We start from the raw sequence: 12,033 nt of genomic DNA, 5'->3' as shown, positions 1-12,033 counted from the left end.
GCGTACGACCCTAGCGGGGCCGTAAGTCATTCGCTGCCTTCGAAGCAGGCTCAGATGCCGACCTTGATGCGCGAGAAGCGCTTCAGGGTGACACCGGCCTCCTGGAGGACCTTCTCGACGGACTTCTTGTTGTCGAGCGCGTACGGCTGACCGAGCAGCGTCGCGTCCTTGAAGAAGCCGTTGAGGCGACCCTCGACGATCTTCGGCAGTGCGGCCTCGGGCTTGCCCTCGGCGCGGGTGGTCTCCTCGGCGACGCGACGCTCGGCCTCGACGACCTCGGCCGGGACGTCCTCCTTGGAGAGGTACTTCGGGGCGAAGGCGGCGATGTGCTGCGCGATGCCCTTGGCGACCTCGGCGTTCTCCTTGTCGAGCTCGACAAGGACACCGATCTGCGGCGGCAGGTCAGGCATGGTGCGGTGCATGTACGCCGTCACGTAGCCGCCGGCGAACTGCGCGAAGCGGTCCAGGACGATCTTCTCGCCGAGGTTCGCGTTGGCCTCGTCGACGAACGCCTGGACGGTCTTGCCGGCCTCGATCTCGGAGGCGAGCAGGGCCTCGATGTCGGCCGGGTTGGTCTTGGCGACATGCGCGGCGAGAGCGTTGGCGACGGACTGGAACTTCTCACCCTTGGCGACGAAGTCCGTCTCGCACTTCAGCTCCACGATGATGCCGGAGGTGTTGTCGTCAGCGATCAGGGAGACCACAGCGCCGTTCTCGGCGGAGCGGCCCTCGCGCTTGGCGACGCCCTTCTGACCCTTGACGCGCAGGACCTCGACGGCCTTGTCGACGTTGCCCTCGGCCTCATCCAGTGCCTTCTTGCAGTCCATCATGCCGGCGCCGGTGAGCTCGCGGAGCTTCTTGACGTCAGCGGCGGTGTAGTTCGCCATGGTCTGTGAATCTCTTCTCGGAATCGCGAAAGTCGAAAGATCTACGGGTGAACGACGGGGGAGGCGCTTGTGGCACTCTCCCCCGCCGTCATCAACCGGTCCTGAGGTCAGCCCTGCTCGGCCGGCTTCTCGGCCTCGGCAACCGGGGCGTCGGCCTCGACGGCCGGCTTCTCGGCCTCGGCGGCCGGGGCCTCGACCTTGGCGGCCTCTTCGTCAGACTTCTTGTCGCCTTCGAGCAGGTCGCGCTCCCACTCGGCCAGCGGCTCACCGGCCTTCTCGCCCGGCTTCTGGTCACCGGTGGCGGCACCGGAACGGGCGATCAGGCCCTCGGCGACGGCGTCGGCGATCACGCGGGTGAGCAGGGTGACGGAGCGGATCGCGTCGTCGTTACCCGGGATCTTGTAGTCGACCTCGTCCGGGTCGCAGTTGGTGTCGAGGATCGCGACAACCGGGATGTTGAGCTTGCGCGCCTCACCGACGGCGATGTGCTCCTTCTTGGTGTCCACGATCCAGACGGCGCTGGGCACCTTCTGCATCTCGCGGATACCGCCAAGGGTCTTCTCCAGCTTGGCCTTCTCGCGGGAGAGGACCAGGAGCTCCTTCTTGGTGAGGCCGGAGGCGGCCACGTCCTCGAAGTCGATCTGCTCCAGCTCCTTGAGGCGCTGCAGACGCTTGTAGACGGTCGAGAAGTTGGTCAGCATGCCGCCGAGCCAGCGCTGGTTCACGTAGGGCATGCCCACGCGGGTCGCCTGCTCAGCAATGGCCTCCTGGGCCTGCTTCTTCGTACCGACGAACATGACCGAGCCGCCGTGGGCAACGGTCTCCTTGACGAACTCGTAGGCGCGGTCGATGTACGACAGCGACTGGAGCAGGTCAATGATGTAGATGCCGTTGCGCTCGGTGAAGATGAAGCGCTTCATCTTCGGGTTCCAGCGGCGGGTCTGGTGCCCGAAGTGGACGCCGCTCTCCAGCAGCTCCCGCATCGTTACGACGGCCATGGCCGTACTCCTAGTTTCTCGGTTCCACTGCGACCGGCCGGCCGCAGTGCCTGACGCCCCGACGCGCCTGCCAGGGGAGGAACCGGGTGGAACCTTCCGAGGACCGAGAGCGCGGCCGATGTGCTGCCCGAAAGGGACTGGTGCACTGGTGGCGGGGCGTGCGAAGTCGACCCGGTGACCCGGATCGCCATCAGAAGTGTACGGGACCGGCGATGCACCGGGCGACACGCACCATTTCGCGCCCCTGTCGAGTGACGCCGTTATCCACAAGCGGCCCGTCATCCACAGCTTTTGACCAAGATCCCCACGCCGGTTCCGCATCCGCCATGGTCAACACATGCGACGACTCACCGGCCGCACCGAGCGGCAATCCCGACACCCCCGCCCCACATGTCCTCCGTCCCCACGAGAGCACCTGACCGGTCCGCGAGGTTCCGCCCCGACGCGGAAGCAGCACATGCGACGAGGCCAGTGGACCGGACCGGTCGCCCGGCGTCCCGACGTGCAGCGCGCGGGTCCGCGACATCCGCCGGGCCGGCGCCACGAACCACCGGCAAGCCCGACGGACGGACCAGCACCGAATCGTACGGTCCCGGAGCGGACACCTTCCGTAGCTCGGACCCGCCGAGGAAAGCGGTATTCACTCCCCGTGCTCGCCATGTGCGCTCTGTCCGCCGTGCCGACCGTGGGGGCGATCGGCGCGGCCAGCATGGCCGAGGCTTCAACCCCATACGTCGGGGTGGCACGGGCCACCGGCCCAGCAGCTCCGGCATCGGAGCGCTCCTGGCCCGTCGACGGCCCGACCGGGACACGCCCCGCGGTGTTGCACGGTTGGGAACCCCCACCGACCCCCTGGGCTGCGGGACACCGAGGCGTAGACCTGGCGGCGAGCGACGGCTCCATCGTCAAAGCCGCCACGCCTGGACAGGTCGCGTTCGCCGGCACCGTCGCCGGCCGTGGCGTCCTGACCATCGAAGTGTCCCGATCGGGCCATCCGCCCTTACGCACGACGTACGAACCGGTCCGCGCCACCTCCCACGAAGGCCAACACGTCACCGCCGGCCAGCCCGTCGGCGTACTGGAAGGCGGCCCCTATCACTGCCGCGCCCCGTGCCTCCACTGGGGCCTGCGACGCGGTTCGACGTACCTGAACCCTCTCTCACTGCTGCCGCCAACCGCACTCCGCAACGGCCACTCAAGGCTGCTCCCCGTCTTCGGCATCCCCGAAGCAAGGCCAGTCCCGGAACCCGGACCCGACCGTCCACATCGTGAGCAGCCGGCGCCAACGGCCCATACAGCGAAGGACTCATCGACAGGCATCACGAGCACTGCCCTGCTCGGTGCGGTCTCACTCACCGGCATCGCCCTGTGGGCATTCGGCCGCCTCCGCCATGGGCCAGAGAGAACGAGTACAGCCAGGCGGCGTAGCTCTGCCCCATGGGCTACGAGCAGGAGGAGACAGCTGGACCACATACGGCGCGGCGACAGCCGTGAAGAACCGCACGCGCATGAGAAGGAGGAGATGCCTACGCGAACGGCGTGAACGAGTACGGCCGGTTCGGCATACAGAAGACACCCGCGCGACACCGGAGCAGCGACACCCAGCTCACTTTGGGCTGCGGGCTGCGGGCTGCGGGCTGCGGGCTGCGGGCTGCGGGCTGCGGGCTGCGGGCTGCGGGCTGCGGGCTGCGGGCTGCGGGCTGCGGGCTGCGGGCTGCGGGCTGCGGGCTGCGGGGCGAACGAGGGGGTGGGGTGGAGGAGGGGCGGGGGCGGGAGGGCGGGGGCGGGGCCCGGGGCGGAGGCAACCAGGGGGCAAAGGAGCAGCCCCACCAGAAGACCCCCAGGAGCCATGCCTCGGACAAACGAATGCCCCTCGGCCCGCCCAGGGCCCGTACCCGAGCCCCTACCGGATTTCAGCCACGCACCCCGTTGAGGGCCATCGCCACCGCTGCCTCGGTGATCTCGTCCGGGTCTTCGGCGGCGCCGAGTTCGATGCGGCGTACCGCGGCGTCCACGACCCCCTGGAGCAGCATCGCGGCGAGGCGGGGCTGGGCGTGGCCGAGGGCGGCCAACGCCTCGACGATCATGGCGATCAACCCACCGTGCGCGGCGCGGATCTTCTCCCGGGCGCCGGCGTCCAGTTCTCCTGCGGAGATGGCGACGACGGCGCGGTGGCGGCGGTCGCCGACCAGTGCCAGCTGCCTGCGCACATACGCTTCGACCTTCGCCTCGGGCGATTCGGCGCCCTCCATCGCGGCCTCGACCTCCGCGGCCCATACAGGGAAGTCGACGACGCACAGTTCTTCGACGACGGCCGCCCGGGAGCGGAAGTACTCGTAGACGGACGAGCGCGCGAGCCCCGTCCGTTCGGCGAGGGCAGGGAAGGTCAGCGCCTCCGTTCCACCCTCGGACAGCAAGGTACGGGCGGCGTCCAAGAGGGCGCCGCGCTGCATCGTCCGGTGCTCGGCCACCGAGGCCGCTCGAATCCTGGGCACGCCACCACTGTACGGATGGCGTCCTCGCTGTAGCACGCCGCATCGCGACACGAATCGGTGCCGGTGCACTCATCGGCGTCCGGTTGGCCTTGCCGGCCTCGGGGCGCAGTCGACCGCGCAGCTGGGCAACCAGCGCTGGATCCTGGGCCGCCGCCCCCTACCCTCCACGCCCTGGGCCCTGTCCGGTCGGCCACGATCAACCTCAGGCCCCACGTTGGCCCGGGAGCCCGATGGTCAGGGAGTCCGATGGTCAGGGAGCCCGATGGTCAGGGAGCCCGATCGTCCCTCGCGTGGTCCAGCACCACTCCCAGCCGCCCCATAACCAGCTCGGCGCCACACAAGCCGCGGCGTTCAGCGCCCCACGTCCGCCAGTTTCGCCCGGAGCTGGAGCACGGACTTGGTGTGGATCTGGCTGACCCTGCTCTCGGTGACGCCGAGCACGTTGCCGATCTCGGCGAGGGTGAGCCCCTCGTAGTAGTAGAGGGTGACCACGGTCTTCTCACGGTCGGGCAGGGTGTTGATGGCGCGTGCCAGCAGCCGCCGCAGTTCGCGGTCCTCGGCGATCTCGACGGGGTTCTCGGCGGCGGTGTCCTCCAGGGTGTCCATCAGACTGAGGCGTTCACCGCCCTCGCCGCTGACGTGGAGGAGTTCCTCCAGCGCTACGACGTTCGCCAGGGACAGCTGGCTGAAGACGCCGTGGAGTTCCTCCAACGGGATGCCCATCTCGCCGGCGACCTCCGTCTCGGTCGGTGTGCGGCGCAGCTGCGCTTCGAGGGTGGCGTAGGCGCGTTCCACGGCCCGGGCCTTCTGTCGTACGGATCGGGGGATCCAGTCCAGGGCGCGCAGTTCGTCGATCATTGCGCCGCGGATGCGGGTGATCGCGTACGTCTCGAACTTGATGGAGCGTTCGGGCTCGAACTTCTCGATGGCGTCGATCAGTCCGAAGACTCCAGAGGAGACGAAGTCGGCCTGCTCGACGTTGGGCGGCAGTCCGACGCTGACACGGCCGGCGACGTATTTGACCAGCGGTGAGTAGTGCAGGATCAACTGTTCCCGCAGGCGTCCGTCGCCTGACGCCTTGTAGGAGCGCCAGAGCTCGTCGACCGAGGTGGGCGGGGCGGGGCGCACGCTGCCGCGCGCGGCGGGTGGTACTGCCGCGCGGTCAGACCCGGAGGTGTGCTGGGGCATTCGTCGCCTTGAGCCGTTCTGCCGAGACGGGGGGTGGGTGGATGTATGAGGCTTGAACTGTCGTGAGCGTAGCGTGACCACGACGTCGCGGTGTGCGAGGAAGGTGGGTTGGGTGTGCGCAGATACGTTCCGCTGCCCGCACCCCGGGGTTACTTCGCGCGACACGGCGACACTCGGAAGGAGGGCCGGAGTCGCGTTCGCCCGGGATGCATTCCTGGAGGGCGGTGCGGGCGGTCGCGGTGATGCGGCAGGCGGAAACCCGCGCGTGCGCTGGGCCGTGTCATCGACGCCCAACGGGCCGGCCGCACGCACCGAAGCACGGCAAATCTGGATTCTGCGGTCATTCCCCTCACCCTTTCACCCGTTCGCGCCAGGTCAAGTACCGCCTCGCCGGGAACCTCCGGTCGAGTTGACGCGTCGCACCAACTCCCAGCGCTCACCGCACCTTTGAACGAATCCGAGGCACTGGAGCTCAAAGAGCTTGCCCCGGGTGAGGTCGCGGGGTGTGCCCGACTCCCGGGCCAGGTGGTCGGTATCCGCGCCGCCGCGTGCGGGCAGCGCTTCGAGTACGCGGCGGGCGACGGGGTCCAGCAGATCGCGGGCGTGGGTCGGGCCGCGGCGCTCGGGGGCGAGGTCACCGATGCTGCCGACGAGCTCGATGACCTCGTCGGCGTCGGTGACCACCGTCGCCTCGCCGCGCAGGAGTTGATGCACTCCGGCGGACAGTCCGCTGGTGACCGGGCCTGGCATGCCCATCGTGAAGCGCCCGAGGGCCAGCGCGCGCCGCGCGGTGACCAGTGAACCGCTGCGGAGTTCGGCTTCCACGACGACCGTACCGCGGGTGAGGGCCGCGATGACGCGGTTGCGCTGGACGAACCGGCTGCGGGTGGGATGGTCGCCCGGTGGCAACTCGGCTACCACCAGCCCCTGTTCGGCGATGCGGTCGATCAACTCGGCGTGTCCGCGCGGATAGGAGTGGTCGACGCCGGAGGCGAGGACGGCGATGGTCGGGCCGTCCGCGGCGAGCGCACCGCGATGGGCTGCACCGTCGACGCCGTACGCGGCTCCGGAGACGATGGTCCAGCCGCGGTCGGCGAGTCCGGCGCCGAGGGTGGTGGCGAGGTGGGCGCCGTAGTCGGTGCAGGCGCGTGCTCCTACCACAGCCACTGAGCGCAGCGCCCAGATTCGTAAGTTGGCCCGGCCGCGTACCCAGAGGCCGATGGGGCGGGCGTCGCCGAGGTCGTCCAACTGGCCGGGCCATTCGTCGTCACCGGGGCAGAGGAAGCGGCCGCCGAGCGCGGCGACGGCGGCGAGGTCGGCGGCGGGGCGGGCCCGCGCGGCGCGCAGTCGGAGTCCTGCGATCTTGGTCGGACTGGAGCCGATGGGTGGGGGCGCATTGTCTTGGGACAGTGCGTGCCAAAGCGCCACCGGGCCCATCTCACGCAGCCATCGGCCAGCCGTTTCGTCGCCGGGTTCGAGGATGCGGGTGAGTGCGGCGCGGGCCGCTCGCTGCGGTTCGTAGGTGTCGTGTGCTGGGTGCACAGTGTGCGCCCGGTGGGCAGCGGGACGCTTTCGGACCGCGGGGGGTGGTGTGGTCGGCGGCGAGGTTGGCGTGCTGGTGGGACGGTGTGGACCCGCGAAGGCGCGGCGGGTGGGGCAGTGGCCACCAGGCTCCGCCCCCGATGCCGCCCTCGCATTCGCTCCCTCTCCAGGTCCCCGGTCCGTCGCGGGTTCTGTTTCAGATCCCGGCTTCGATCCATGATCCGGGCCGGGTTCCGGTTCCTGCCCCGCTCCGTTCGTGACGAAGCCCCATTCGTCGATGGTGTTCATCGTTCGCCTCGGCTCTCCACAGGGCGGACGAGTGCGACCCGCGGGCGGCGATCCGGTGTCTTCCGGAGTCGCTCCTCCAGTCCTCTCACTGCCGGTGTTCCGGCCGTGGTCGCTGCCGTCTCCGTCCGCTCTGTCCCTGTCTCGGATTCCTCGTCCGTCCCAGCTTCTGGCGACCCTTCGCGGCGTGCTTCCGCCCGTGTGCCGGCTCTCGCCTGTGTGCTCGGCCGCACGGCCGCGATCGGGCCCGCTCCGGCCCCTGTGCCTGGTCCCCCTCCCACTGCCGATCCCGTCGTCACTGCGCCGCGCCGTACGCCCGTGCGGAGCTCCAGTGCCCAGTTGACGTCCTCCTTCGTCGGGCGATCACGGCCGGCGAGGTCGGCGGCGGTCCAGGCGACGCGGAGGACGCGGTCGAAGCCGCGGGCGGTCAGGAGCCCGCATTCCAGGTCGCGTTCGGCCTGGGCGAGGGCGCCGGGGTGTACCGGCCAGCGGGTGCGCAGTTCGTGGCCCGGTACCTCGCTGTTGGTCTGCCAGGGCGTGTCGGTGAGGCGGGCCGCGGCGCGTTGGCGGGCGGCGCGGACCCGTTCGGCGACGGTGGTGGTGGATTCGGCCCCGCGGCCGAGTGCGATGAGTTCGGAGCGAGCGACCGGCTCCACGGCGATCCGCAGGTCCACCCGGTCCATCAGTGGCCCGGAGAGCCGGGCGCGATAGCGGCGGATCGAGGAGGGGCGGCATTCGCAGCCGCCGGCGGCGGTGCCGTGCCGCCCACACGAGCACGGGTTGGCTGCGAGGGCGAGCAGGAAACGCGCGGGCATCCGCAGCATGCCGCCGGCGCGCGCCACGACGACATGGCCGGATTCGAGTGGTTGGCGTAGGGCATCCAGGACGCGTGGGCTGCATTCGGCGGCTTCGTCGAGAAAGAGCACGCCGTGGTGGGCAAGTGAGGCGGCTCCTGGGCGGGGCAGGCCGGTTCCGCCGCCGACCAGTGAGGCCATGGTCGCCGAGTGGTGTGGGGAGCAGTAGGGCGGGCGGTGGACCAGTGGCTGTCCTGGTGGGAGGGTGCCGGCGACCGAGTGGACGGCGGTGACCTCCAGGGATTCTTTGGGCGTCAAGGGCGGCAGCAGTCCGGGGAGCCGCTCGGCGAGCATGGTCTTGCCGGCTCCCGGTGGGCCCTTGAAAAAGATGTGGTGGCGCCCGGCGGCGGCCACTTCCAGGGCGCGCCGGGCGTTGTGTTGGCCCGCGACGTCGGCGAGGTCGGGGGTGTGGTCGCCCGGTGGCAGGCCCGCGGTGATGCCGGTGCCGGGCATGACGAGGCCGGCCAGGAGCGGGTCGGGGCGGCCTTCGTCGAGGGGGTTTTCCTCTTCGGGGACCGGTTCGTCGGCGAGGACGGCGATGAGTTGCCGCAGGCTGCGGATGCCGAGGACGGAGACGCCGGGGACGAGTGAGGCTTCGGCGACGGTCTGTTCCGGTACGACGACCTGGCGGTATCCGGCATCGGCGGCGGCGAGCACTGCGGGCAGTACACCGCGGACGGGGCGGACGCGGCCGTCGAGGCCGAGTTCGCCGATCATCATCAGGTCGGTGAGCTCGCGGGGGTCGAGTCGTTCGGCGGCGCCGAGGACGGCGCAGGCCACGGCGAGGTCGAAGCCGCTGCCGCTCTTCGGGACGGATGCGGGGCTGAGGCCGACGGTGAGCTTCTTCTGCGGCCATTCGGCGCCGGAATTGACCAAGGCGGCGCGGACGCGATCCTTGGACTCGACCAGGCTCTTGTCGGGGAGCCCGACGAGTGTGAACGCGGCCACGCCGGGTTCCAGGTCGGCTTGGACTTCGACGACGACTCCTTCGACGCCTACGAGCGCGACGGAGCAGGTGCGGGCGAATCCCATCACGCCACCCCCTTTGCGTGTTCGACCACGGGGGCGCCGCGGGCGGGCAGCAGGACGCCGATGACGTCGATGCGGACGCCGCCGGGCGGCGGGCCGCCGTGCCGTTCCAGCCAGCGTTCGGCGAGGAGGCGCAGTCGGGCGGTCTTCTCGGCTCGGACTGCCGCCATGGGGTGTTCGTACCAGCCTGCACGGCGGGTCTTGACCTCGCAGACGACCAGGGTGTCGCCGTCGGCGGCAACGATGTCGATTTCTCCGTCGCGGCAGCGCCAGTTGCGGTGGAGAATCCGCATTCCGGCTTCGGTGAGCCGTCGGACGGCCAGGTCCTCGCCGTAGCGGCCGAGGGCGTTGCGGGACGTCGTCGGTGGGGCGGGTTGCCTTGTTTTCGCTGGCTGCGCGGTGGGGGTCGGCTGCGTCGCGGGCGGTGTACGGGATCCCCGTGGACGACCCTCGGCCGCCGTCGGTGGTTGGTCTCCGACCGCCGTCGGGGGCTGGCCCCCGGGCCGCCTTCCGCGCCTACGGTTCCCTGCCCCGGACCCGTTGCTCACGGTCCCGACGTCGCCGCCCGCGGTCCGTGACCCACAGTTCTCAGTCCTTGACCCATGATTCTCGATCCGTGAGCCACGAATCACGGCTTCCGGCCCATGGTCCAGGGCCTGTGCCTCACGGGCGTCCGTGTCTAATCCGAGGTCTCCACCCCCTGTCCCGCCCTTGTGGTGCGTGCGGGTGGGGTCGTCGTTCCCTGGCGTGTGCTTCCCCGTGCGCGCTACTGCACCCGTGCCTGCTGCTGTGTCAACGACCTGTCGGCCGGTGTGTGTGGCGTTCATGCGGTACCACCTCCGGCACCGACTGTGACGCCTCAGCACAGATCTATTGGATCTTGGTGGATAACCGCCCGGTTGTGGATAACTCCGTCACCCGTCGGGGCGACGCACGACACCGTCCGGGCAGCCGACAGCGACCGCAGCCCGGAAGTCGACCACCGACCCGCAGAAGATCCTCAGCTACCCGGAAGATCCAGATCGCTCTTGTTCAGCTCTTCGATGTTCACGTCCTTGAACGTGAGCACTCTCACCTGCTTGACGAACCGAGCTGGCCGGTACATGTCCCAGACCCAGGCGTCGGCCATTGAGACCTCGAAGAACACTTCACCCTGGACCGAGTGCACCTGCATCTCGTAGTCATTGGTGAGGTAGAAGCGACGCTCGGTCTCGATCACGTATTTGAACAGCCCGACGACGTCGCGGTACTCCCGGTAGAGCTTCAGCTCCATCTCGGTCTCGTACTTTTCGAGGTCCTCGGCGCTCATGGCAGATCCCCTTCAGCCGTGCGTCCCCCTATTGTGCGTCAGACCCTCTCGGTCTCCAGGAGCACCGGCGCACTCGGGGGCCCTTCGTCGAGCAGTGTGCGCAGCAGCTCGGCGAGTCTGGTCGGATACACCGTCTCATGCGACGCCGACAGTTCCTCCGAGGTCCACCACTTCAGTCCCGAGACGCTGCGTCGTTCCAGGTCCGTGTGGCCGGCGGTGTCGGTGGCGGTCCGGTCCGTCCGGGCCAGGTAGTACCACTCGTCCTGCTCCCAGCGTCGCCCGTCGAAGGGAAAGGCGCAGCGGCGCTTCCACAAGAGGGGGCCGAGGGTGGCCTCGGTGATGCCGGTCTCCTCGGCGAGTTCGCGGAGGGCTGCCTCTTCTCGGGTCTCGGTGCCCTCCAGGCCACCGCCGGGGGTGAACCACCAGGTTTCGGCCGGGCGGTGCGGTTCGAAGCCGTGCAGCAGCAGGATCCGGTCATCCGCGTCGAGCAGCACGACCCGGGAGACCCGACGCACCGCCGTGGCTTGCCCGGCCGCAGCGGTCCCAGTGGCCGCAACGGTCACAGCGGTCACCTTGGTCGCAGCGGCTTCGCCAACACCCTCACAGGCAACCTCGCCGGCTTCCTCAGCCCGCCCCCGCCCGCCTTCCTGCCAGGGCTCCGGCACCTGCTCCCACTCCCGCTCACCCACGTCCACGCCCCTTCCGCCGTGCGATCGGCCCGTATGCCGCACCCCCAAGGATGAGCACAGCACCGGCGACGACCGCGAGGACGAGGGGCCTGAGCGGTCCCGGCTGCGAGGTACCGCCGGGGAGCGCGGCGAAGCTCGCGGGGCGCTGGAGCATGCCGATGCTGTCGAGCGGCCAGGCGCGGGCGTCGACCCGGGCGGCCACGGCACTACGCGGTACGGAGCCGTGGTCGCCGTCGGTGAGGTGGACGCGGGAGTCGAGGGAGTCGTTGCGGTGATCGCCGAGGAGGAAGAGCTGGCCGGTGGGGACGGCGGCCTTGAAGCCGATGGGCGAGGCGGGTCCGTCGCTCTGGAGGTACGGCTCCTCGATGGGGGTTCCGTTGACCGTCAGCAGGCCCTTCTTGGTGCAGCAGGCGACCGTGTCGCCGCCGACGCCGACGACCCGCTTGACCATCGGCAGGTCGCCCCAGGTGGCGTCCTTAAAGACGACGATGTCGCCGCGGCGTATCTCGGAGCCGCTCACCTTCTCCGCCAGGACCCGGGCGCCCGCGGCGATGGTGGGCGACATGGAGTCGGTAGGCACCGTGTACGGACGGTAGACCAGCGCCCCCCAGACGAAGCCGCCCAGGAACAGCGCACAGCCGACGGCCACGGCCAGACCGGACAGCACACTGCCCGTGGTCCGGCCGCGGCCGTCCGTCGTACGTTCCGTACTGCTGCTCATCCCAGCGCTCCCGCCCCGCGGGACGGGCCCGCGTCG

At 70.0% G+C, this 12,033-nt stretch carries 10 protein-coding genes and 1 pseudogene; 1 reads left to right on the top strand and 10 read right to left on the bottom strand.

Translation table 11 applies throughout. The annotated features are described in order from the left end of the window. Window positions 1–50: 50 nt before the first annotated feature. Window positions 51–887 carry a translation elongation factor Ts gene (gene tsf, locus ACO0M4_RS04030; RefSeq protein WP_390020818.1) on the bottom strand — a complete coding sequence of 279 codons (837 nt, stop codon included), beginning with the start codon at window positions 885–887 and terminating at the stop codon, window positions 51–53. Window positions 888–994: 107 nt separating this feature from the next. Then, window positions 995–1,885: a 30S ribosomal protein S2 gene (gene rpsB / locus ACO0M4_RS04025; RefSeq protein WP_430368211.1), complete on the bottom strand. Its 891-nt coding sequence runs from the start codon at window positions 1,883–1,885 to the stop codon at window positions 995–997. Between the two features lie 337 nt (window positions 1,886–2,222). Here rpsB and ACO0M4_RS04020 point away from each other — a divergent pair, with 337 nt between their 5' ends. Beyond that, complete coding sequence (locus ACO0M4_RS04020) at window positions 2,223–3,428, top strand: murein hydrolase activator EnvC family protein (protein WP_430368210.1); 1,206 nt, start codon at window positions 2,223–2,225, stop codon at window positions 3,426–3,428. A 370-nt stretch (window positions 3,429–3,798) separates the two neighbouring features. Here the strand turns inward: ACO0M4_RS04020 and ACO0M4_RS04015 are convergent, their stop codons facing one another. The 8 genes and pseudogenes from ACO0M4_RS04015 to lepB form a co-directional block, all read right to left on the bottom strand. After that, entirely contained in the window at window positions 3,799–4,338 is a 540-nt protein-coding gene (locus tag ACO0M4_RS04015; RefSeq protein WP_430371233.1) for a TetR/AcrR family transcriptional regulator, read from the bottom strand. A gap of 393 nt (window positions 4,339–4,731) precedes the next feature. Further along, the gene (whiG, locus tag ACO0M4_RS04010; protein ID WP_430368209.1) at window positions 4,732–5,568 is read right to left on the bottom strand and encodes an RNA polymerase sigma factor WhiG; all 837 of its coding nucleotides are present in this window, start codon (window positions 5,566–5,568) and stop codon (window positions 4,732–4,734) included. Window positions 5,569–5,943: 375 nt separating this feature from the next. After that, window positions 5,944–7,110 carry a DNA-processing protein DprA gene (gene dprA / locus ACO0M4_RS04005; RefSeq protein WP_430368208.1) on the bottom strand — a complete coding sequence of 389 codons (1,167 nt, stop codon included), beginning with the start codon at window positions 7,108–7,110 and terminating at the stop codon, window positions 5,944–5,946. 284 nt (window positions 7,111–7,394) lie between these two features. Beyond that, window positions 7,395–9,281: a YifB family Mg chelatase-like AAA ATPase gene (locus ACO0M4_RS04000; protein ID WP_430368207.1), complete on the bottom strand. Its 1,887-nt coding sequence runs from the start codon at window positions 9,279–9,281 to the stop codon at window positions 7,395–7,397. Continuing rightward, a pseudogene (locus ACO0M4_RS03995) lies at window positions 9,281–9,634 on the bottom strand (YraN family protein); the annotation flags it as partial. The gene ACO0M4_RS04000 and the pseudogene ACO0M4_RS03995, both read right to left, overlap by 1 nt. Window positions 9,635–10,278: 644 nt before the next feature. After that, window positions 10,279–10,587 (bottom strand): DUF2469 domain-containing protein, encoded by a 309-nt coding sequence (locus tag ACO0M4_RS03990; protein WP_003980220.1) that lies wholly within the window; start codon window positions 10,585–10,587, stop codon window positions 10,279–10,281. A 38-nt stretch (window positions 10,588–10,625) separates the two neighbouring features. Beyond that, entirely contained in the window at window positions 10,626–11,159 is a 534-nt protein-coding gene (locus ACO0M4_RS03985) for an NUDIX hydrolase (RefSeq protein WP_430371232.1), read from the bottom strand. A gap of 109 nt (window positions 11,160–11,268) precedes the next feature. Further along, window positions 11,269–11,997 (bottom strand): signal peptidase I, encoded by a 729-nt coding sequence (lepB, locus tag ACO0M4_RS03980; RefSeq protein ID WP_430368206.1) that lies wholly within the window; start codon window positions 11,995–11,997, stop codon window positions 11,269–11,271. Window positions 11,998–12,033 lie beyond the last annotated feature (36 nt).

The sequence above is a fragment of the Streptomyces sp. RGM 3693 genome (assembly GCF_050471125.1).
Classification (GTDB): Bacteria; Actinomycetota; Actinomycetes; order Streptomycetales; family Streptomycetaceae; genus Streptomyces.
Note: the sequence above shows the minus strand (reverse complement) of the source record. Positions and strands in the feature narration are given on the sequence as shown.

What these genes read in the sequence shown, in the direction of transcription:
- ACO0M4_RS04000 (WP_430368207.1), bottom strand. Translation starts at nt 9,281, where the DNA reads ATGGGATTCGCCCGCACCTGCTCCGTCGCGCTCGTAGGCGTCGAAGGA.
- tsf (WP_390020818.1), bottom strand. Translation starts at nt 887, where the DNA reads ATGGCGAACTACACCGCCGCTGACGTCAAGAAGCTCCGCGAGCTCACC.
- whiG (WP_430368209.1), bottom strand. Translation starts at nt 5,568, where the DNA reads ATGCCCCAGCACACCTCCGGGTCTGACCGCGCGGCAGTACCACCCGCC.
- ACO0M4_RS04020 (WP_430368210.1), top strand. Translation starts at nt 2,223, where the DNA reads ATGCGACGACTCACCGGCCGCACCGAGCGGCAATCCCGACACCCCCGC.
- ACO0M4_RS03990 (WP_003980220.1), bottom strand. Translation starts at nt 10,587, where the DNA reads ATGAGCGCCGAGGACCTCGAAAAGTACGAGACCGAGATGGAGCTGAAG.
- lepB (WP_430368206.1), bottom strand. Translation starts at nt 11,997, where the DNA reads ATGAGCAGCAGTACGGAACGTACGACGGACGGCCGCGGCCGGACCACG.
- rpsB (WP_430368211.1), bottom strand. Translation starts at nt 1,885, where the DNA reads ATGGCCGTCGTAACGATGCGGGAGCTGCTGGAGAGCGGCGTCCACTTC.
- ACO0M4_RS04015 (WP_430371233.1), bottom strand. Translation starts at nt 4,338, where the DNA reads ATGCAGCGCGGCGCCCTCTTGGACGCCGCCCGTACCTTGCTGTCCGAG.